The 20548-nt window shown below is 47.6% G+C and carries 24 protein-coding genes and 1 tRNA gene; all 25 read right to left on the bottom strand.

Translation table 11 applies throughout. The features are described from left to right. On the bottom strand, positions 1-1766 hold a 1766-nt coding region (locus tag U8U01_RS03375), incomplete at its 3' end, for an Ig-like domain-containing protein (protein ID WP_322170342.1). Continuing rightward, complete coding sequence (locus tag U8U01_RS03370) at positions 1759-2481, bottom strand: putative phage tail protein (RefSeq protein ID WP_322170339.1); 723 nt, start codon at positions 2479-2481, stop codon at positions 1759-1761. The genes U8U01_RS03375 and U8U01_RS03370, both read right to left, overlap by 8 nt. A 12-nt stretch (positions 2482-2493) precedes the next feature. Then, entirely contained in the window at positions 2494-3729 is a 1236-nt protein-coding gene (locus tag U8U01_RS03365; protein ID WP_322170369.1) for a baseplate J/gp47 family protein, read from the bottom strand. After that, complete coding sequence (locus U8U01_RS03360) at positions 3729-4136, bottom strand: DUF2634 domain-containing protein (RefSeq protein ID WP_322170336.1); 408 nt, start codon at positions 4134-4136, stop codon at positions 3729-3731. The genes U8U01_RS03365 and U8U01_RS03360 overlap by 1 nt, the downstream gene beginning before the upstream one ends. Continuing rightward, the gene (locus U8U01_RS03355) at positions 4127-4525 is read right to left on the bottom strand and encodes a DUF2577 domain-containing protein (protein WP_322170333.1); all 399 of its coding nucleotides are present in this window, start codon (positions 4523-4525) and stop codon (positions 4127-4129) included. Before U8U01_RS03355 ends, U8U01_RS03360 begins: the two co-directional genes overlap by 10 nt. A gap of 4 nt (positions 4526-4529) precedes the next feature. After that, positions 4530-5492, bottom strand: coding sequence for an XkdQ/YqbQ family protein (locus U8U01_RS03350; protein ID WP_160643722.1), 963 nt, complete (start codon positions 5490-5492; stop codon positions 4530-4532). A gap of 14 nt (positions 5493-5506) precedes the next feature. Continuing rightward, positions 5507-6175 carry a LysM peptidoglycan-binding domain-containing protein gene (locus U8U01_RS03345; RefSeq protein WP_322170331.1) on the bottom strand — a complete coding sequence of 223 codons (669 nt, stop codon included), beginning with the start codon at positions 6173-6175 and terminating at the stop codon, positions 5507-5509. After that, a complete protein-coding gene (locus tag U8U01_RS03340; protein WP_322170328.1) occupies positions 6175-8346 on the bottom strand; it encodes a tape measure protein in 2172 nt (723 codons plus the stop codon). Before U8U01_RS03340 ends, U8U01_RS03345 begins: the two co-directional genes overlap by 1 nt. 279 nt (positions 8347-8625) lie before the next feature. Next, positions 8626-9102 (bottom strand): phage tail assembly chaperone, encoded by a 477-nt coding sequence (locus U8U01_RS03335; protein WP_322170326.1) that lies wholly within the window; start codon positions 9100-9102, stop codon positions 8626-8628. A 69-nt stretch (positions 9103-9171) separates the two neighbouring features. Next, complete coding sequence (locus U8U01_RS03330; protein WP_322170323.1) at positions 9172-9654, bottom strand: phage tail tube protein; 483 nt, start codon at positions 9652-9654, stop codon at positions 9172-9174. Positions 9655-9671: 17 nt separating this feature from the next. Next, on the bottom strand, positions 9672-10988 hold the full coding sequence (locus U8U01_RS03325; RefSeq protein WP_322170320.1) for a phage tail sheath C-terminal domain-containing protein: 1317 nt from the start codon (positions 10986-10988) through the stop codon (positions 9672-9674). Positions 10989-10990: 2 nt separating this feature from the next. Further along, positions 10991-11182, bottom strand: a complete 192-nt coding sequence (locus U8U01_RS03320; RefSeq protein WP_161880186.1) for a hypothetical protein — start codon at positions 11180-11182, stop codon at positions 10991-10993. Positions 11183-11186: 4 nt separating this feature from the next. Further along, positions 11187-11615 (bottom strand): phage tail terminator family protein, encoded by a 429-nt coding sequence (locus U8U01_RS03315; RefSeq protein ID WP_161880185.1) that lies wholly within the window; start codon positions 11613-11615, stop codon positions 11187-11189. Beyond that, positions 11615-12106 (bottom strand): HK97 gp10 family phage protein, encoded by a 492-nt coding sequence (locus U8U01_RS03310; protein WP_161880188.1) that lies wholly within the window; start codon positions 12104-12106, stop codon positions 11615-11617. The genes U8U01_RS03315 and U8U01_RS03310 overlap by 1 nt, the downstream gene beginning before the upstream one ends. Next, a complete protein-coding gene (locus tag U8U01_RS03305) occupies positions 12106-12471 on the bottom strand; it encodes a hypothetical protein (protein ID WP_322170313.1) in 366 nt (121 codons plus the stop codon). The genes U8U01_RS03310 and U8U01_RS03305 overlap by 1 nt, the downstream gene beginning before the upstream one ends. Then, a complete protein-coding gene (locus U8U01_RS03300) occupies positions 12468-12857 on the bottom strand; it encodes a hypothetical protein (RefSeq protein WP_322170310.1) in 390 nt (129 codons plus the stop codon). Before U8U01_RS03300 ends, U8U01_RS03305 begins: the two co-directional genes overlap by 4 nt. Before the next feature lie 9 nt (positions 12858-12866). Next, positions 12867-13184: a hypothetical protein gene (locus U8U01_RS03295; RefSeq protein WP_160643724.1), complete on the bottom strand. Its 318-nt coding sequence runs from the start codon at positions 13182-13184 to the stop codon at positions 12867-12869. Between the two features lie 15 nt (positions 13185-13199). Continuing rightward, the gene (locus U8U01_RS03290) at positions 13200-14180 is read right to left on the bottom strand and encodes an SU10 major capsid protein (protein ID WP_160643726.1); all 981 of its coding nucleotides are present in this window, start codon (positions 14178-14180) and stop codon (positions 13200-13202) included. Between the two features lie 34 nt (positions 14181-14214). Next, positions 14215-14859, bottom strand: a complete 645-nt coding sequence (locus U8U01_RS03285) for a phage scaffolding protein (protein ID WP_160643728.1) — start codon at positions 14857-14859, stop codon at positions 14215-14217. A 135-nt stretch (positions 14860-14994) separates the two neighbouring features. Continuing rightward, complete coding sequence (locus U8U01_RS03280; protein ID WP_160643730.1) at positions 14995-15159, bottom strand: hypothetical protein; 165 nt, start codon at positions 15157-15159, stop codon at positions 14995-14997. 13 nt (positions 15160-15172) lie between these two features. Next, positions 15173-17050, bottom strand: a complete 1878-nt coding sequence (locus U8U01_RS03275; protein ID WP_322170303.1) for a minor capsid protein — start codon at positions 17048-17050, stop codon at positions 15173-15175. 25 nt (positions 17051-17075) lie between these two features. Next, positions 17076-17150 (bottom strand) — tRNA-Glu (locus U8U01_RS03270). A 98-nt stretch (positions 17151-17248) separates the two neighbouring features. After that, on the bottom strand, positions 17249-18727 hold the full coding sequence (locus U8U01_RS03265) for a phage portal protein (RefSeq protein ID WP_160643779.1): 1479 nt from the start codon (positions 18725-18727) through the stop codon (positions 17249-17251). 97 nt (positions 18728-18824) lie between these two features. Next, entirely contained in the window at positions 18825-20099 is a 1275-nt protein-coding gene (locus U8U01_RS03260; RefSeq protein ID WP_322170297.1) for a PBSX family phage terminase large subunit, read from the bottom strand. Beyond that, entirely contained in the window at positions 20083-20505 is a 423-nt protein-coding gene (locus U8U01_RS03255; protein ID WP_322170294.1) for a terminase small subunit, read from the bottom strand. The genes U8U01_RS03260 and U8U01_RS03255 overlap by 17 nt, the downstream gene beginning before the upstream one ends. Positions 20506-20548: the final 43 nt, after the last annotated feature.

The following is a 20548-nucleotide window of genomic DNA, read 5'->3' as shown; positions in this document are numbered from 1 at the left end:
ATAATATAGGTCTGGACGGCTAAATTCGCAAAGGTGAAATTCCCCACTTTGCCATTTATAGTGATATTTTTCGTATCGCCCACGCTCCAATAATTAGCGGCATTGCCCGAGGCCGCCACGTCCTGCACCGTGGCCCAGCTATTATCTTTCAGCGTAGCAGTAGGCAAGGTAACTGTTACACTTGCGGTCTTGCTTTCCGGGGCCGTGTGGTTGGTGCCCTCTGCAACATTGATGGTGATTGTAGCGCTACCTTTGTTTTTGGCCGTAACCGTCACCATGTTATCAGTTACGCTTACCGTAGCAACCGCCGGATTGCTGGAACTTGCGGAAATTGCACCATCACCCGCACGGGTAACCGCTATAAGGGCGCTCATTGCTGAAGCCCTCAGTTCAATGGTGGTTTTATTCAGCGATACATTACCGGGGGCCTTTGCAATCGTCCACATCACTTCTTTGGTGGTATTGGTGCCATCCGGCCACTGATAGTTCGGGCCAGGGGTAACCCCCACCGTATAACTGCCTGCCCCCGTTGCGCTTGTGGGGCCGGTCATTGTCATTTTGTCCCCGTCAAACCCATTCCAGGCCGGGCTTTGCTCTGCCCCGGTATAGGTAAGCGGCACATCTTGCGCGGGTACCGTTTCCAGAGTGATCCGGGCGATCTCCCATTCCAGGTTCAGTGTACCATGGGAACCGTCCGGCCACTGATAATTGTTGTTCAACTCCACCGTTGCGGTATACGTCCCGGCATCGGTGCCGCTCAGTTCCCCGCCCAGGCTCATAATATCGGCCTGTATGCCTTCAAACGTGGGGGCCTGTTCCTCGCCGGTATAAATCAGGCTGTTGGTCTGCGTGGGCATTTCAACCGGCTTGCGTCCAATCGTCCAGGTGATTTCCTTTGTGTCTGTAGAGCCGTCAGCGCCCCAATAATGGGGGTGTTTCGGGGTTGCCAAGGCTTTATACTCCCCGGCTTCCGTGGCCTTTGTAACGCCTGTCAGAAGGATTGTAGCGGCATCGTAGCCATTCAGCACAAGCGCCTGTTCTTCCCCGGTATAGGTCAGTGTCCCATACTGTGTGGGAATATTCTGAATGGCCCGGTCTGTGTTGGTGACTTCTTCCAGGCTCTTGAGAAATGCGGTCAGGGGCTTGCCCTCATAATCAATCTGTGCGGCAGTCACGTTATGGGGATTTTCTTGATTTTCCATGTGTTCCCGGATATCCTTGCCCCAGCCGCCTTCGCTACCGTCCATGCCAATGAAAGCCTGAATATCCCCAATGAGTTTCCGCAACTCTTGGATATCTCCTATAGTTGCATATACACTGGGGTTGACCTCTAAGTTGACGTTATCGGCATTGCCAACCGTGGTAACAAGCTGGATATAGGCCCCGGAAACAGTAATCCCATTGTACGGGGGCATATAGCAGTCTTTACCTGAAATTTCCGTAGCGGCGGCATACAGAATTTCACCTTCATCAGGATCAACCGCATACAATCCCAGTACATTCATGGGGTATCCCACGGTTAATTCCTCATTGGAAAACGCCGTTTCCACTTTCAGGGATACGGCGTTTGTCTGTGTTTTACGGGATATTTCCGCTTCCTGCATAATCTCAGGGAGTTCAGCCAAATCTTCAAGTTCTTCCACGGTATATTTTGCCGCTGAAGCAACTATTTTGGTAAAATCAACATCCTGCGCCTGTCCGGCCAGCATTTTGTTGATCAGTCCCAGCCCCTTTTTGGTAAGGACTAGCTTTGAATACTCAGCCATTATCAAACCTTCCTTCATTTGATTTTATCTCAATAAATTCCGCTGTTACCGGTTTGCCGCCATTTATCACCGATCCGGTAATACTGCGGTTTTCATTGAAATCATTTGTGATTGTCACCATGGCGGAACCCGATACCCCGCCCCGATGGGTCAAGAATCCAGCGCTTCCATGGTTTTCTTTGCTGTCATTTGTTACAAAAAAGGTGTTCACAACTTGTGATACACCCGTAATAGGTATTAACCCATCTGCAACACATAAAAGCTGATTTGCAGAACTGACCGCTATATTGCAAGGCACAATATACTTGACTAAATAGGCCAAACTTTCTATTTTACCTTCATCGCCCCAATGGGCGGTTATTTTTAACAGGTAAGTTCCGGGATCAAGAGTAACTTCAAAAGGCGAACCGTTGGCTATGGAAGTAAGCATTTGAACCAACACACGGAAAGAATAGGGCGCAAAATTATTCAGCTTTGTTTTTATCCGCGCTCGCCGGGTTTCCAAAGTATCAGTGCCCTTGGGGAATATGCCCAGCATCTTTTCCCAGCGCTTTAAGCCGTAGTCTAAAGCGGTATCAATGAATTGATTATCAAATACTTCTTGGGTAGAATCCCAGGCTAATTCAAATTCCAGTTGTTCCCCGGTTGTAATTCCCTGAAACTCTGCAAATTCCCGCACCACATAGGGTAAATAATTTATCAGTTTTCTTTCCATGTATTCACCCTCTTATGTTCCAACAATCGTGGCCGTTGTTGCGCTCAGTTCGCCCATAATTGGGATAGTATCAAGGGGAAGCGTATAATTCCCAGCTTGATCATTTATGGTGGTATTAGCCACATCCACAATTCCCTCCACCCCCAACAAGCGGCTTTCCAGTTGACTGACCCGGACAATCAGCGCTTCTTCCTGATCAGCCCATGATTGGGCCAGTTCCCCAAAATACCCCTTTACCGCTTCTTCCACATAGGGCTTGACCGCTTCCCAACTCCATTCCCTCTGATAGTAAAGGGAAAAGGATAAATTCAGGGTTTCGCCGGCAACCGGGAACACGTTGACAACATGGCCGATTGGAGCGATCCCAACGCCTTCACCGGCATTTTGTGTGGGGTCTAGCGCGGTCTGAACCTGATCCACCAAAGTTTCTGAAGGCGGGGAAAAGGTGGAATCAATGATTACCAGCTTGACAGTACCGCCCACAGTCAACAGCTTGTTCAACCCGGCATGATGCACCACACTTAGCCAAGTTTTTATATTGGGCGGGACATTGGCAAGGCCGCTGATCCATTCTTCCGCTTCTGCTGGGGGAATCAGTTCAGCCGGGGGAATATTACTGTTCCATGCGGGATAAACCTTCACACCTCCTATACCGGGGATAGCGTTCACCTTTTGCAGATAGTCAGCACGGTTGCCGCCAAACGCCTGAAGGTTTAAGCTGTCAAAGTACCTTTGGCGAAAAACCTCAGTATCTTCTTCGTCCTCACCGGGAATCAGGCGGGCGGTTATTTGGCACGTTTCCAACCCCTCCACATATTCAATGGGAATTACTGTTGGGCCATACTCATTCCCAATTTCCCCCAAAGTTTCACAGGTGATTTCATACACCCCGCCCCCATTGTTTTTGGAAACATAATAGTTTAACTCCCCAATGGAAAAGCGCTCTCCCATTTCTAGGATCAGATCATCCGGGGTGATGGTCATTTCCAGAACAGCGGCAGTAGCAGGTAAAGGGGAAAGCCCCCGTTCTCTTGCTCTTAGAATGAGATAATCCCGGCTGGCCGTGTCCGCAAAAGTTTCTTGCAGAATATTGTCAAGGGCAATATAAAGATTTTGTAATTCCACGGCGGCTGGGGCTTCTGCCAACCACAGAATTGAACCTTCCCGGCTATCCAAATTTTTATTGGACGCAAGCGCCCGATCCATCATCCTTTTGACTAATTCTTCATAGGTGATATTTTCATACATCAAATATCAACCTCCAATTCTGAATCAAATTCGCTGAAAATGCTGATCACATGGAAAGTTACATGGATTTGTTTCTTGTTCACTTCAAATTCAAACTGTTCAACGGCAGTTATCCTATCATCCTGAAGAAGCGCTTCCCTGATCCGCCGTTCAATTTCAGGAATACAGTATTCAACATCTTTGCCGATCAGGTTATGCAGTTCAACACCATAATCCCAAGAGTGAATCAGCCATTGATATCTTTCTGTATTCAAAATCAGGAAAACAGCTTGTTCAACAGCTTTCCTTTGATCAATCAGTCCTGCAATGGTCAAGGTGTTATGATTCATTTTGGGGGTCAGGCTGGGCAAGGTTTCAATCTCAAAATCCAGTTGCAGATCATCCCCAGTTTGCGGGATCATATCCATTCCCCTTTCAGTTCTTTTTCAGGTATGGGCTTTATCCGGTCAAGCACAACAAATCGTTTGCCGCCTTGAATCCGGGCCATCACAACCCAATCATCTTTCACCAAAGCATTGTGAATTTTTATCCTTTTTCTACCCTGATAGTTGTGATTATGAGAAGCGAAAGCCGGATCACCAGAACCGCCCGCACGGTTTTCAGTTAAATGGCTTACTGAAATATCAACGTCAAAATCAGTCACATTCCGGGACAGCACCAACATTTTTTGGGTGTATATGGATTTTTGATCCACCTGAATCTTCAACGGGGAAACAGAAATTACTTGACCAAATACCATATGAACCGGCTTGCTTGCATCAACCGCTTGCACAGCGGCTTGTTTTACTAAGTCCACAGCATTAGGCAATAAATTCACCCCCGATCAAATTCAAATCCATGAAATGTTCATCCCCTTTGAACGTATGCTTGACGGAATCCACCACCATGAAGTTATTGGTAATGATATCCCCCAAATCCAAAGCCACAGCTAATGAACTTCCCGCCCTGATCCGTACATCTCCAAAAGCGTTCTTTATAGACAGTTTGCGGGTCTTTTGATTATAAAGTTTCAAAAGAGCATCCGCTTTGGCGCTGGCCCCGGTCTTTGTTTTGGTGTCCTCAAAGTATTGCAAAACACCCCATTGGTTCATCTTTGCCCCGTCTTGGGCTATGAATAGTTCCCGTTTACCGGTTTCCTCATTATTATAGGATAGCTTGATTTTGTTATAGGTCTGAACATCAATGCTTGATTCATAATCAAATGTTTCACCGGTATCTTTATCTATCAGTAGTCCAACTTTCATGGAATTGATATTTTTTAGGGTCAGCTTTCCGGCATCGTCATAGAGAACGAAAAGTTTTTTTGTGTTGGTTAAGGTTTCATCCAGGGCATTTTGGATCATGTCAAACAGGGTTTGGTTTTCTTCCACCACTGCTTCAATGGTATACCCTGTATCTTCAATGGTGCCAAGGTTCAACCTGAAATCTGTACCTATCCTTTTTATCAGATCGGAAGCCTTTAGCCCTTCTTCCGTGATGGTGTCTTTGTTTTTTAGGTAACGTAATTGATCATAGACGGTAACATCAATAGTAGGCTGTTTGGGGGTTCTCTTTTTCGTGAATACGAATCCATAGAAGAATGGCTTCCCATCTACTGATAACCTTACCGGATCACCCTCTTGAAAATTCAGGCCCGCACATTTAACCACGGTGAAGGTCAGCTTGCCGGGGGTTCCCTTTCGCTCCCAAGAAACTTGTGCCCCTTCCTCTACCACAGGATATTGAATTGTTTTGCCATGCTGAATCAGAAGTTCAACTGACAAGTGAACACCCCCTATCAGGAAGGCATGGTCAACACTTGCCCCCCGTAAATCAAATTTGGATTTTTGATTTTATCTTTGTTCAAGTTATATATTTCCGGCCATCGGCTCCCATCCCCCAAATGTTTTTTGGCTATGTTCCAAAGACAATCCCCCGCCTTGACCGTGTATGTCTTTGGCTTTGGGGGCGTAGGCGCTGGCCTGGGCGCTGGTTTTACTGTTGCCTTTGGCTTTTCAGCGGGCTTTTCAGGCTCTTTGATCGTTACAGTCTTTGTCCCATAGTTCCTATATTGTTTTAAGTTCACCTTGACTGTTATATCAAATCCTTCACTGGCATCATCAACAATTTGATAATCTTCCAGAGAAACAGTTAAGTTGGTGTAAAACAGCTTTGCCCCTTTGGGCATTTGCCGGTTAAGAATCCACTGAAAAGGCTGTTTACTTGTTTTCAGCTTTTCAAACTTGTTCAAGTAGTATTCAGCCTTTTCAGGGGAAGCCGCAAAGGGGTAAGGAACTTGGGGAAGTAACAGGTCAAATGTAACATCAGTTAAACCGGCGCTTTTGAGAATGTTAATTTCCTCACCGCCTATCAATGTCAAAGACTTATTTTGATTGTTGATTTTCATCTGAACCTTTTTAGGGGTAATGGGTATGAGAACATCATCCATATACATCTTGTAAGCCATCAGGTATGCACCCCTTCCTCAGAGATTTCCAGTTTTTCCCCAAAGTCATAGGCCCAGGCATCCATTATCCCATCCAGATCAGTATCTTGGTCAATATAGTTGGTGTTCTGTTGTTCAACTGTGATTTCAGCAGTAGTGAAACGGTTGATAACTTCACGTTCTGCAATGTCCCGTAAATATTGCAAATCTTCTTCAGCGATATCCAAGGAATCCCGCATAGCGGCAGTATCACCGGCGATCCCACCAACATCATTGCCCAGCCCAGAACCGCCGCCAGAATATGCCCCTACATCCCCTATACCGGCCATACCACCGCCCATGTTGGTATACTGAGATAGTGCGCCCTTTGCATTATCGGCCAAAGCATCCATGCCATTTTTGATTTGGCCGTTGATTTGCGATATTTTTATATTCATCTGCCTTGAAGCATGATCGGCATCAGCTTGGGCGCGCATATCTGCCAGAGTACCAGCACGGTTGCCTTTATTTAGGGCAATTTGCCCCGCCTTGGCCCCTAGTGCCGCTCCACTGGTTATTTTACTCATAGTGTTTTCAATGGCCGCTGTGGCGGCAAAAGTGACGTGCTGGATTGGGGGGATTGATACCCCTGGAATACTACTAACAGCGTTAATAAAGGCATTGATCAAGTCAATAGCCCCGTTCACCATAGCCTGAAGAATACTTAGCACATTTACCTTCATATCCCCGATAAAACCGGAAATATTAGCCCCGGCAATAGCGAAAGACATTGACATACTATCGAGCAAATTTTGAACCCAAAAAACGCCAGTCCAGAAGCCAATTTTCAGATTGTCCCAAGCGGTCAAAATGGCATCCACCACAATCAGCCATACAATTCTAAAGCCGCCAACGGTTTCAGCCCACTTTACAAACAGGCCAATTACAAACAAAATCGCTGAAGCGATAGCTATAATAGGGTTGGCGTTCAGGGCCATATTCAGAACGAAAACCGCCGCTGATACTACCATGATAGCATCACCCAAAGAACCGAAAACTTCAGTCAGTAGCATAACCGCCGCAACTACACCACCTATGATCAATGCGTATTGCATCATAGGTGACATAAACATAACACCATTCAAAATAGCTTGTGCGGCCGCCGCCGCAAGGCTGGCAACCTGATAAGCAATCACAGCCGCCGCAACACCATAAAAAATGGGACTTATCCAACTCCAATTATCTATGATGAATGAAGCGGCCATAATCATGAAATCCAGAACATTTGAAGCGGCCATAGCTATATTTGAAAGGGCGGCAATAATGCCATCTGCTACTTGCTGGAATTGTGCGCTGTTGAACATCTCATTTATCTTGATTAAAACGGGTTCAAAAGCGGAAAGGGCCTGATTCTGCATAGAAGTCCATATCTGGCCCCAGGTTTTAGGCATTTGGTCAAATTTTGCGTTTATTTCATCCGCCGCAGAAAACATAGCGTTTTTTACGATATTGGCGGTAATTTCCCCCTCAGAAGCAAGTTCCCGTATTTGACCGACTGAAACGCCCATATAATCTGCAATGTTTCTAATCAGGCCGGGGGCTTGCTCAAAGATTGAATTAAGTTCATCACCCCGCAACACGCCAGAACCCATAGCTTGGGTTAGCTGAAGCATTGCGGCGGCTTGTTCTTGTGCGGTTGCGCCGCTCAGAACAAATTGCTTGTTCACCAACTCGGAAAAAGCAATGATTTGATCCATGTTGTTTCCAAAGGCTTCTCCCGCATTGTTTCCCAATTTGGAAACGGCATCCGCCACACTGAAATAGGCGGATCGTGAACGCTGGGCGGAAGCCATTATTTCCCCCTCCAACTCGGAAAGGCTCCCGCCATCGTCCACTAGCACATTTAACCGTGCTTTCGTGCTTACCACCTGATCAGACAAATCAACGGCTTTTTTCAGCCCTTGGGCCGCTCCTAGGGCGGCAACAATCCCCTTTATTTTGCCCATCAGGTCATTGGCGGCGGACGATCCGCCACGCACATCATTATTAAATCTTTGCTGTTCATGATCGGCTTGCCGGATATTATCTTCGATTGTATCAAAGGCGGCTCCGGCTCGGGCAAGTTCTTCACGGGCATCTTGGATAGCGGAAACATCAACGGAATTGCCTGAAGCCTGTTGCATAGATTCAAAGCTACTCAATACAATGTTCATGGCCTGGTGCATACTCTGTAATGGGGCCGTAACTCCATCGTAAAGGCGTAAGGCCGTTTTGATTGTAGCCATTGATCAATTCCACCACCCATTTTTAATGTTTTCGGTTACGCTTGCGTTCAAGTTCTTTTTGGCGCTTTTTGTCCCTTTCCATTTTGATTTCCACAGCTGCTATAACAAACGCCTTTTCCCGCCGTGGCAAATTCAAATATTCAGAAGGGAGTAAATGGAGTTTATGAAGGCAATAGTAGGCGATAACGCTTTCTGGATCACCTTCATTTATGAGTTTTTTGCTTCGTCTACCTCATCCTGAAGGGTTGTGTCAAAACCACAAACCTCCTGAACCTTCGCCAGATAATCGGCGTATTCGCCGGGGGTCAGCATCGTTTTCAGTAGGGTATCAGCACCCATAACTTTGTAGCTGTCCTGAAGGGCGGCATCGTTCAGGTTGGGGAATACAGTACAGGCAACCGCCAGCTTGCCCAAATAGGCATCAAAATCGGTTTCCCTCTGATACTGGCCGCGCTTACCGGAAATCGGAACCTTTTTGCTACACGATTTCCGCAGGGTTTCATCTTCCTCGCTTGTGATAGTCTTGATTTCCCATTCCATAGGTTTCCTTTCGCCGGTTTTGGAATCAATCTCTTTGGAAAGAAACCGGGCGGAAGGTACAAACTTGATATTTTCCACCTTAATGGCATTTTCAGCCATAAAAGCGGAAAGATCATTATTAAGAACCGTGACCTTGTTCGCCATAGAACATTACTCCTTATTATGAAAAAATTATACCCGGCCCGACTTGACAGCAGGGCCGGGGCCGCTCCTTTACATCATGCCTTCCAGCATAGTGAACTTTTCGGGCATCTGGAAATCCTCAAAGGTGAAGTCCATATCCTCATCCAGATATTCCGCATCAGCATCAAAATGTGCCAGTGTGCCGCCGTCCAGGTTGCAGTCAACCAAGATAACAGTTTGCCGCCCAACCGTAGAAGTGGGATCTTCATTGGTGACTTGGATATCAAAATAGATATCCTGCCCGGTTTCCTTGTAGCGAACAAACAGTTCCCTCATGATAGAACTGTTATAGTGCATGGTGGCGCTTCCGGTGCCTTTCCAACCGGTGGATTTATTGCCCTTGCCGGGTTTGCCCAAAATGGGGACTTCGCTCTTTGTCTTTTCAAAGTTGGCTTCCAGGTTAATCATCTGCATGAAATTATACCGGTTGCCCTCAATGGTGACAAAGCACTCAGCCAAGGAAGCGGAAATAGCGTCCCTTGCGTGCATGATCGGTGTACCGTTGCCATTCATAGTTTATTCCCCCTTTCTTACTGTACCCAAACAGTCATGTAAAGCTGTTCCATAGCGTTTATGGGGGAAACATAGTCCGTTACCACTACCACCTTTTTGGTATCGCCTTTTTCTACTGTCACATCTTCAGGGTTGAAATTTTCAATCGCCCTGATCTGCTGAAGCTGTTCATGATGCTTGGTGATATCCCGCCACAGGCTCAACCGGCCAGATTCATCATTGGGAACCTTGCCAATATACTTGTTGGCAAACAGAACCGCAATATCATTGGCGATCTGATCCAGAACCCGGATCGTCTGGTTGCTGGAAAAGTCCGGGGATTTTTCATCCGTGATGGAAACAAAGGTGTTGATATCGGTTAATACCACAACTTTATCATCCACCACATGGAACATCCAAGAGCCTTCCTTAATCCCGTTTTCAAGCTGGGTCTGGGTGTAGTCAGTATCAATGGTGTATTCGCCATCATACTTCATGTTGGTGGCCGACTTGTTTACCTCAGTGCCGCCGACAACCCCGGTTGTCCAGGCAATCAAAGCCGGGTTTTCCTTATCACCCTCCAACCCGTTTTTGACGCTTACCACGCCTTCATAATCGGCAAGGTGATTGAACACCACCACTTGACACTTCTTGCCCACTTCATCCCGCATCCGCTGATTATAGGCGGAAAACAGACCCTTGATCACCTTATTGGTAGACGTACACCCCATAGCGTTGTAGGTATAGCTTTCCATCTGGTCAAGGTATGTCTGATAGGCGGCATCCTCCACCGCCCCGGTTTCGCCGCCAGTCAAAGGCATGGTCGCGGTCAGCGCCAATGTTGCGTCTTTGTTCCAGTCCACAAAATCATTGGCCTGCAAATCAGCTACAACAGAAATAGCTTCCTGGTAATCCACCTGAACGGTGCCAAGGTATGTGCCCACATCATAAAGCGGCTTTTCCTCGGTGCTGTTCTCATTGGCTTCAATCACGATCCGCAGATCATTACCCCGTGCGCCGGGATATTTCGCCGTAGCAAACGTGTTAGCGGCCTTTTTGCCGCCCATGTTCAGCCGGAAGAAGTGAACCTTTTTGGCGTGTTTGAAAATCTCACGCATGGGAAGCAGTTCATCAGCGGTATAGGCATACCCGAAGATTTTCTGACTTTCTTTCAGGAATTCAGCCAATTCCACAGTGAACACCCTGCCTTCCGGCCCCCACTCCATACTCAGCGGGATAGTAGCAACCCCACGATCTGACAGGGTGGCGCTTGCATATGCCACGGAAATGAAGTTGATATAAGCGCCGGGAAGGATTTTGTTTTGAACTAAGAATGTACCGCCGCCAAGGGCCATAGTTACTTCACCTTACCTTTCCCTTTGGGTTTCATGAACTCATTGATCAGGGAATCAACCTGATCAATGGTGTATTCCTTACCATCCTCCAACAGGACGGACAGCAGATCACGCCGTTCCCGGCACTTTTTGAAAGTCAAAATATGGGCTTTCGTAAAGGTGGCCGGGCCGGTTTTCTCTTTGTTGACTGCCATTTAATCACCCTTTCTTTGTGCCAACATCGGTGGTCAGTGTTTCCATTGGAATCCATTCAAGCGGTTGGATAACCGTCAGATTGTAATTCACAAAGAAATGAAGAACACCCTCCACAATTTCATAGGCCATTTTTGTACCCCGTAGCTGATCCCCGCCAGGAACAGTGATAAAGGCCAACTCATACATAAGCCTTTCGGCCACAGCGTACATTTCGCCATTGTCTCTGGAATCCTTGGGAAAGTAATGAATATCAAACGGGTTACGCCTGATACCACGGGTTCCCAACAAGGGGGTTATCTCGGGTTTCAAAACGTCAATGAAAAAACAGGGTTCAGTTAAACCCTGTTCAACATCTTTGTCATAGATTTCATACCCATCACCAAAGGCGGCGTTCAATTTGATTGAAATACCTTTTATGATCTCATTCAGCATTAGAACACATCCTTCAACAATGAATATAGTTTCTGTTCCACTAAGCCCGGAAGCATATTTTCAACTTCCTGGGCGGCGATCGTCATGATGAATTGCCCTTTTACCCATGTAGCAGTCAACCTTTTCCCAAGGGCTGGAACATAGCGCCCCCGCCTTTGCCGGTGGCCGTATTCAACATAACTGGCATATTTTGTGGGGTTAATAACGGTTACAACATATTCATTCCCGATCTTTTCAACCGGAAGAATTGTCCAGGCATCCCGCAAAGTTCCCCCGGTGTAGCCGCTCCAATACTTGGCTTGAGTGTCTGCACCCAGCCCTTCAGGGGCCACACCAACGGGGGTTCTTTTCTTAACCCGACTTAACAGGCGGGCCGCTATGTTCTTCGCCAGCTTGCGGCAAAAGGTATCAAAATCCACTTCCGACAATCGAACCAGCCTTTCATCCAAGGCTTTCAGTTCTTTGAAATCAGCCTTCCCCCATCGTGCCATCAGGCCCACCCTTTCCAAAGTTCCAGGTATATTTCTTGGTGATGGGTGAAAACCCCCGCTTCACCACTATGGGAAAAAATAAACTCTCGCTGAACTTCATTGAACCTGTTCACAATGATTTTGCATCCTGCCGGAATCTGAATATCAGGTGACAAGAATAGTTTCACATTTTGAAATTTTGCGGCCACGTTATCACCATCGGTTGAAGTTAATTTTTCAAAAGACAGTTTGCAGGGCACATCTTCCAAAAGCGGAGCTTCTTCAAAATCCGTCAACTTGGTATCAGGGTTTGTCACCTTCTTTTGGCAAAGGATGGTACAACGGTCTTTCCACATCCGTTCAAGGGCTTTTCTCTGTGCGTTCACCAAACCACCCTCCTATACCGGATAAATTCACGGTTTCGCCCATTTATCAGGTAGTTGATCAGCGTGTCTAAGCGCTGTTCCGGGGTAGTGTTGCCCTCCCCAATGGCAAAAACCGTGTTGGTGTCCCCTTCCTGGATTTGCTTGACCGCCGCTTCCAGGTCGAAGCCCTCTAACTGCCCAAGGTTTTTCTTTAGGCTCAGGTATTGCCCCAAGACCATTTCCACGGCCAATTTTTTCAAGCCCTCGGGAATTGTATTTAGATTGGTTTCATTCTTGACACGCTCCACCACGGAATCCAAGACAAAATCAATCAGCGGATCAGCCTCCGCCCCCGTTACGCCAAAAGCATTTAACAGGGAAATAACATCTTCACGCAACGGGTTCACCCGCCTTTCTTACTTGGCTTTGCGCCCACGGCGGGAATTCACACCCATTTTCGGAACTTCTTCGGGTTCAGGCGTGGGGGAATCCCCATCCGGTTCGCTCGGTGCCCCATCAGGGGCGGGATCGTCCGCAGGGGGTGTAATCCCATCCGGTTCACTCGGGGGCGGTTCCTGGGGCATCTGCTGACCCTCTACCGTGTAGCCCAAACTTTCCAGATATTTGGCATCTTCCGGGTTATCCACATGGGCCACGCCTTTAGTAAAACGGACAATACAGCGCCCATCATGCCAAACCGCCCCAAACTTCTGTTTTCCAGAAATAGTAAACATCTTGCGTTCCTCCCCTTATTCCGTGGCGGTTGCGCCGCTGTCCTTCAGGCCGGTAATAGTGCCGTGCATAAAAGCAGGGCCGTGATCAAGGCCGATTTCCCCGTAAATCTGCTTGCGGTCAGAAGCGCCCACTTTCGCCAAGTCCTCCAGGAACAATGTACCCTTGCCGGGAACATCCTGGAATACCGGAGCGCACACAGAAACATCAAATACACCCAAAGTGCCGGGCTTCATGAAGGGGTTGTAGCAGATACCCATTTCAAAGAAGTCTGTTTCCAGCTTCTGAATGTTCATGCCGCCCACATTCCGGGGGGCCGGGGCGTTATAGGACAACTGCTTTTCATACAGGCTGGTGATCCTCTGCTTCTGTTCAGAACCGCAGAAAAGAACCATGTTGCCGAAAAAGGCCCCGGCATCCGCCATGGCCTTGAACAACTGTTTCAGCAGATCAACAGTCAGCTCAGCGCCGCCAGCGTCAATGTGGGTGCCGGTGGAACAAAGTTCCAGCATACCACGGGTCTTGTTCGCCACATTGGCGGCAGTAGCTTCAGCATAAATGCCGTTGATGAAAGTGTGTTCCACATCACGGGCAATCTTTTCCAGGCGGCGGGCAATCTGCCAATCCAGTTCCGAAGTGGGGTTTGCCGCCTGTCCCGCCGTATTCAGGCCGGACAGCTTGCCCCGGTTGGCCTGTTTGGCGTAGGTGATGGAAATAGTTTCATGGAAAATCTGCGTGACGTTGTATTTCTGTTCACGCACAATCGCCGTGGCCTCGGGGGCCGTTTCGGAAGCCGTTTCAGAAATACCCGGCTGGGCGGGTTCGGGGAATTCGTACAACTGGCCGGTAGGGAACCGGTCATTGTCGGTTTTGCGCCCACCGGACAAGCCGCCGATCATGGACAGAAACGGGGTACGGGTAGGGGAAGCGGTAAACAGTTCCCCGGCGAAGTTGGGCAGATTAAAAGTGTTGCCAGTGCCATTTACAGAGTTAGGCATAAATCAAACATCCTTTCTTTAATAGAATTTAATTTTAGAATAGTTCAACACCATCTGCGGCGGCTTCCCGCTTGATAGCTACAGCCAGGGCGGCATTTCCGGCCTTCCGGGCATCAGTCAAGCGGGTTTCATATGCGCCAGCTTTGGTGCTGGGGTTTACCGTGCCGCCCCCAGCAGGGGAAGCGCCGGAAACTGTTGGAGTGGTAGAGGTATCAGCAGTCTTGAACAGAAAACTTGTGCCTTCCGTCTTTGCCAGCTTGGAAATTTCATCCGACAGCCCCCGGATAGTACCATCATCGGCAAGATCGGCCTTTTCCAGAAAAGCGGCCAACAGCGGGGTAACGGTGGCGGGATTGATAGCCCCTGCCTGAATCAAGGCTTCTTTTACGGCATTGTCAACCTTGATTTTCTTGATCTCGGCGGCGTGGTCTTTGTCCTTTTGGGCATTGTCCGCCTGAAGCTGGGCAATCTGTCCCTGAAGGGTGGCGGCATCGGCCCCGGATTTCTTCAGGGTTTCCAACTGCCCATCCCGTTCAGTGATCGTGGCCTTGGCCGTTTTCAATTCCTCATTTACCTCATTGAAGCGGGTCTTGGTCACAAAGGAACCGTTCAGGCCCTCCATAACCTTGTTTGCCTGTTCTTCAGTCAGGCCCATTTCCATCAGTTTTTCCTTTGTCATAGCTGATACCTTCCTTTCAAAATCCTTTTTTACCGTGGGTAAGGAACCACGAATTTGAACCGTTCTGTTTACCGCCGAAACAGTTCTAAGCGGCGAAACGGTATGAAAAAACCGCCTTAGTAGGCGGTTCAATCATCAGTATAGGTTTTTTTCATCCATTTCAGGTGGCCGGTATGGGGTTCCCTTGTCCAAGCAATCCTGAATAATGGCTTCTATTTCCGCTTCCTCAACACCCATTAAGGCATACAGAGGAAAATTTTCATTGAACTGGTTAAGGTATTGTTCAATTAGTTCAATCATGGTATCACACCTTTCAAGGCTGACTTGCAATCACCTTCAACATATCCTCATACATAGCATAAGATTTGGGAAGGTATTTTTTGATTGTTGCCAAACTTTCAGGGTTAGTCATTGTTGCAGAAGTCATTTCGGCAAACGCTTCAGTTGCAAGCCCCCACTCAACCCCATTAGAAGTTCGGTTTGTCCAGTAAGAACCGGCCCCATGTCCAATACCACAAGCAATCTTTCCACGGGTAGCCCCTTCTAATATATCAGAAAGATCACCACATTGCAACGGGGTCAGTGATTTCACTTCAGCTTGAACAGTGGAATAAGCATAAGACTTTCTTACTTTGAATCCACCATAGGCCGTGTAATAATCCGCCGTAGATTGTGCCATCCAGCCTTTTTGAACAAAATATTGAAGGTCGGTTTGATGGGCCTTCATATCGGAAAGAACTGATTTAACCCAATCATCGACTTCAGCTTTAATAGTTTTAGGGAACGCTCCATCCATATAAGTTGACGAAAAATGCCATTGCCCATTAGCGTTTCCAAGGTGGGCGGTCAACCCGTCAATAGCGTGGCCGCTTTCATGGAAGGTAGTTGCATAGGGGGCGCTCCATGAACGGCCTTTAGCATCCGATCCAATATTTAGATAAATATTATTACCTGAACAGTATGCCCCGCCCTTATGGTTTGCATCGGCAACCTTGATTTGGCCTTCATATTTTTCCCACACAGTCTGAAGGTCAGGGTTTGCGCAGGCATCCACACGATCCCTTAGTTGATCATAATGGTCTTTTCCAAATTTCTTACCAAATTCGGAATTGTAATCCCGGATCACTTTCGCAACAGTTACCGGGGTCAACCCGCTTTTCGATCCTCCACCGAGAAAAGCCTGTTCCCATTGGCAATAAGTCATGTTGGCCGGGACAAAGAATTTTTCCCCATTATCCTTCCGGGCAATGCGTTCAAAATCCCCATCATCAAAGTGTGGGCAAGTTGTTCCCCTGCAACTGGGGTGAAAGGGCGGAACAGTTACCCCCGGTTCATATTGGGATATGGGGATAACTTTTCCATCCAAATCACGGCATATCTCACAGGTAAGGCGATCCAAGGTTTCAAGAATTTCAATTTCTTCAACGTCTAAATCTTTGTAGGTTTCCAAAGCTGAAACGGCGTTGAAGTAGGTTGTTTCCGTATGTACCAGCCGCCCGGCCTTGTATCTGGAAACACCAAACTTGTGTTTTGCGGCATCCGTTATGGTCTGGGAACTGTCCCCCCGAAGAAGGCCCTGAGTTAAGGCGGTTTGAATTCCAGTGGTCAAATTGGCCTTATGCTCCCAGCACCTATCCCGAAAGGTTTTCTTGTCCCCCGTCCAGGGCCTTGAAAGCAGAGTTTCCAGCTTCCTTTGATCCAAGGCGGTGATATCCCATCCCATGCCCAGCCCCTTTTGCAGTTCATAGGCAGAATGGGTGTAGCCATTAGACAGAATCCCCTTTAGAAGATTGTCCACGCTATCAAGCTGATTTCCGTACAGAAGTTCAATCTGCTGTTGGATTTGTAATTGAATGGCTTCCAGCCGCCCAATATGAAACCGGGTGGAAGCATTTTCTAGCTTTCTGATCCACTCAGGGGAAAGATTGGCCTTTTGCGCCGCCTGAATGTATTGATTCACACTCCACTTGAATTCCTCCAACTGGCCGGTAGTCAATAAGCGTTTGGCTTCAAAAAGGCTAACCCCATTGTTGGCGGCGAAGCGCTCATACCAGCTTTCTATCTCAGTCCTAACAGATTGTTCAGTTTCTTGATAGATTCTTTCCAGGTCAGAAATACATCTATTGGCCTGAATATGGGCGGCGTTTTCCAGAATGGAAAAGCGGCCCCGCCAATATTCTGAATTTTTCACGGGGCCAGCCCTCCTATTGTGTTATTGGTGACGTGTACGGGAATCGAACCCATGATCCCGCCGTGAAAGGGCGGTGTCTTAACCTCTTGACCAACACGCCATATAATACCGGGGGCCGGAATTGCACCGGCCAAGGCCAGGAGTGAAAACCTTGAACCTATATATTTCCCCGGCATAGGAAAAGGCGGAAATTTCCCCTTAATCCCCGCCCTGATCCCCATTGGAATCACTGGAAGCGGCTTTTGGCTTGAGTGGGAAAGCGCCCATATAATCAGCCATAGCTTCTTCCTTCTCTTTTTTAAGGCGTTCCATTTCTGCTTTAGCATCCTTTGTCCAAGGGTGCTGTTCAACAATCGTTTCCGTGGAAATGATACCAGTGGAAGCCTGACAGTTAGCAATAGCCTCAGTTTCATTGATTAGAATGTCACGGTTGAAAATAACTGTAACTTCTTCCTGTTCAAAATCCCCGGCCCCTTTGGTTTTCAAATCCTGATTCACAAACCACAAGAGTTGTTCAAAAGCGGCCTGGAACTCGGTTTCCATCCCGTTTGTGTCCAAATCAATATCAGAATACATTGATTGAATATTCATCTGATTTGGATTGCCGGACAAGCGATCGTCTTTGGCATCATAGCCTTTGGCGTTTTCGATCAGGGCCTTTTTGAACAATTCCAAGATTGCCTTATAATTATCAGCATTGACCACAACGGCCAAACTTTCAAGCCCGCCATTTTCCCGAACCTTCACCACACCAAAGGTCGCAAGGTTACGGCGGAATTCCCCAAGGTTTTCACCATCATAATCCCGCAAGATTAGAATAGTATTCCGGGGGTTTTCCTCCATGTTGTTCTCAAAATCAGATAACAGGGCGTTAATCCCATCCTGTAACGATTTTACCCGGTGAATCAGGGGGATTTCCTTTTTGTTGTACTTGAAAGCAATCAGTGGAAGCCGATCCCAATTATAACCCTCCACCTTTTCACCCGTTTTAACCGTGATATATGGGGTATAGTCCCCCAATTCCACATCCGGGATCAGCGTGGAACCCTCCAACATATACCGGTAAACCCCATCAGGTTTGAAAAGTTCAACCCGCTTAACAATCTTCTTTGTAAAGCCATCCCACACTTCCTGCAAATACAATCGGGCGGCGGCATCCAAAATAGTATGATCATCATCCGCCCAGAAAGGCAACACCTGATAGGCGGGAAAGCGCCTGAAGGACAGCTCACCCTTTTCATCGTAATGGATGAACAACCAGCCTTTACCGCCGTTCAGGGCATCTTCTACTACATATTTCAGGGTACGGCGGAAAGCGGCGTTAAACCGCTTGTTCAGAATATCAACATAATTTTTGTTGTCACAGCTAAAAGAAAAGGGCTTACCAACAAAGTAATTGGTTTTCTGATCCACCATCTTTGCATACTGGTTATCAATCACCTGGGCATTGGGGAGATTCTCCACCACGATCAACTTTCCATCGGGGCCAATGGCGGTTCTTTTCCGATTCAAAATGTCATGTTCCCCGTTGTAATAGGCTTCCCCACAGATTTGCTCTTCCCTCTCAGGGGATTTTTCCCAAGCCACAATTTCACGGGCAAAGAATTCAAGTTCAGTCAGCCCTACGGAAGCCCCCGCCTTAATCAAGCGGTTGATCCGGGCGGTTTCAGTTTCCATGAAAAGCATACAATCACCCTTTTTATTGCATAATATACGCACAAATCGCACAAGCCCCGTGAAATGCGGCGTTGTGCGATCTCTTGTTACTAGCCTGTTAATCAAAGCTGAAAGTTGGCCCTATCAGGATATCTTCAAGGGCATACCTCATAGCATCCATAAGGTGGTTAAAATCGTCAATCGGCTTGTTTAACTTTTTGCCGGTCTTGGTATCCGTATCCCAGGTGTAGTTGCTTATCTCTGTGATAAAATTCACACACTTAGGGTGAATGATTATGTGATAGTCCTGGATGAAGTCAATACCAGCATTTACGCTATCCTTCCCCTTGCGGGATTTCTGAATATGGGAAAGGCCCAAAGTATAAAGCCGGTCAATACTCTTTGGCTCTGCACAATCGGCCTTGATACGCTCTTTGGCATACCCGGCCTTGCTGATTTCTTCCGCTATCAGTTCATTGCTCATGCCCCGTTGGTAAAGTTCATCAAATACCCAAAGGGTTTTGCTGCTTTGATCTATCAGACCGCAAAAGAGCGCGGAAGGATCGTTTGTATAGCCAAAGTCAAGGCCAAACACAGAATGAATGCCCGCAAGCCGGGTGATCTCCTGCACTGAAAATGCCTTTTCTTCCCAATTCTCATACACTACACCGTCCACTATGCCCCAATCCCCCAAACCGGCCACGCGGTAGCGGCGGGGGTTATTGGCTTTCATAGTGTCAAATACTGTGCGGTCTGCATCATCCAGCCATTCATTGCACAGGTAGTTGGTAGTCATTGCAAGGGTCTGAGCGTCCGGGTTATCAAAGAACCGCTTCTTGATCCAGTGATGTTCATTCCATGGGTTAAACGTCAAAGTTATCTGCTTAAACAGTTTCGTTTCCGGGGGAATGGCACCTCGTATGGATTCATCCAGCATATTAAAATCATCTTCATTGCCCAGCTCATAGGCTTCTTCAATCCAGGCCCAGCATAAATAGCCATGCTCGACCGTGATAGATGTTACCTTTAAGGGATCGTCCAGGCCGCGAAAGAAAATCTTCTGCTGCTTACCGTCCCGATTGGTAAATGTCATTTCAAGCGGGCTTTCTCTGATTTCCCAATGCTCTTGTACCCCCAGGCGGTTTATGGCCCACTTCAATTCTGTAAAGCAGCTATCTTTGAGGGTACGGAATACCTTGCGGATCACAAGCAAGTTAGCATCCGGGTACTTCATCATGTTCACGATATACCACAGAGCCGTTGTCTTGCTTTTCTTGCTGGCACGGCTGCCCTTGCATACCCTGTAGCGGCCTTTCCAATTCCAGAAGGTTTTATACCCCTTGCCCACCACTTCCGGCAAGTGTACCCGCTGGCCGCTAGTCCTCAAGTTCATCATCCCCGGAAATTACTACCGGCACCGATCCCGATACGTTGTTTTCTGTCTTGGTGCTGTACCCGTGCTTGCTCATCCAAAGGGCGGCAAGTTTCGGATCAATCATGCCCAATTCAAATTTCATGCGGGCATCAATCTCACATTCTTCTTTCATGCGCGTAACAATGTGCGAAAAACGCGGATCATCTGCATAGGTGTCATAGAAGGCCCGCCTTGCCAGTCCGACATGAACGCAAAACCCCTCAATCGTGTATGTGATACTGCGCTTAAGCGCCTTACTCACAAACTCGGAGTTTTTAGCGCTGAACTCATGGGTCAGCACCGATTGATTATCACACCAAACCTTAAAATCTTCCCACGCTTCTTCCAGCGCTTTTGCCGTCTTAAACTTCCTGGGCCTGCCCACAAACTCACCTTCTCCAAGATAAAGTAAAATCCGGGGTTTCCCC

The organism is Acutalibacter caecimuris (assembly GCF_034335085.1).
GTDB lineage: Bacteria > Bacillota > Clostridia > Oscillospirales > Acutalibacteraceae > Acutalibacter > Acutalibacter caecimuris.
Note: the sequence above shows the minus strand (reverse complement) of the source record. Positions and strands in the feature narration are given on the sequence as shown.

What these genes read in the sequence shown, in the direction of transcription:
- U8U01_RS03290 (WP_160643726.1), bottom strand. Translation starts at nt 14,180, where the DNA reads ATGCCTAACTCTGTAAATGGCACTGGCAACACTTTTAATCTGCCCAAC.
- U8U01_RS03260 (WP_322170297.1), bottom strand. Translation starts at nt 20,099, where the DNA reads ATGAACTTGAGGACTAGCGGCCAGCGGGTACACTTGCCGGAAGTGGTG.
- U8U01_RS03365 (WP_322170369.1), bottom strand. Translation starts at nt 3,729, where the DNA reads ATGTATGAAAATATCACCTATGAAGAATTAGTCAAAAGGATGATGGAT.
- U8U01_RS03310 (WP_161880188.1), bottom strand. Translation starts at nt 12,106, where the DNA reads ATGGCACGATGGGGGAAGGCTGATTTCAAAGAACTGAAAGCCTTGGAT.
- U8U01_RS03325 (WP_322170320.1), bottom strand. Translation starts at nt 10,988, where the DNA reads ATGGCCCTTGGCGGCGGTACATTCTTAGTTCAAAACAAAATCCTTCCC.
- U8U01_RS03330 (WP_322170323.1), bottom strand. Translation starts at nt 9,654, where the DNA reads ATGAATGGCAACGGTACACCGATCATGCACGCAAGGGACGCTATTTCC.
- U8U01_RS03360 (WP_322170336.1), bottom strand. Translation starts at nt 4,136, where the DNA reads ATGGATATGATCCCGCAAACTGGGGATGATCTGCAACTGGATTTTGAG.
- U8U01_RS03280 (WP_160643730.1), bottom strand. Translation starts at nt 15,159, where the DNA reads ATGATTGAACTAATTGAACAATACCTTAACCAGTTCAATGAAAATTTT.
- U8U01_RS03370 (WP_322170339.1), bottom strand. Translation starts at nt 2,481, where the DNA reads ATGGAAAGAAAACTGATAAATTATTTACCCTATGTGGTGCGGGAATTT.
- U8U01_RS03285 (WP_160643728.1), bottom strand. Translation starts at nt 14,859, where the DNA reads ATGACAAAGGAAAAACTGATGGAAATGGGCCTGACTGAAGAACAGGCA.
- U8U01_RS03335 (WP_322170326.1), bottom strand. Translation starts at nt 9,102, where the DNA reads ATGGCGAACAAGGTCACGGTTCTTAATAATGATCTTTCCGCTTTTATG.
- U8U01_RS03265 (WP_160643779.1), bottom strand. Translation starts at nt 18,727, where the DNA reads ATGGAAACTGAAACCGCCCGGATCAACCGCTTGATTAAGGCGGGGGCT.
- U8U01_RS03345 (WP_322170331.1), bottom strand. Translation starts at nt 6,175, where the DNA reads ATGGCTTACAAGATGTATATGGATGATGTTCTCATACCCATTACCCCT.
- U8U01_RS03315 (WP_161880185.1), bottom strand. Translation starts at nt 11,615, where the DNA reads ATGCTGAATGAGATCATAAAAGGTATTTCAATCAAATTGAACGCCGCC.
- U8U01_RS03340 (WP_322170328.1), bottom strand. Translation starts at nt 8,346, where the DNA reads ATGAACATTGTATTGAGTAGCTTTGAATCTATGCAACAGGCTTCAGGC.
- U8U01_RS03295 (WP_160643724.1), bottom strand. Translation starts at nt 13,184, where the DNA reads ATGTTTACTATTTCTGGAAAACAGAAGTTTGGGGCGGTTTGGCATGAT.
- U8U01_RS03320 (WP_161880186.1), bottom strand. Translation starts at nt 11,182, where the DNA reads ATGGCAGTCAACAAAGAGAAAACCGGCCCGGCCACCTTTACGAAAGCC.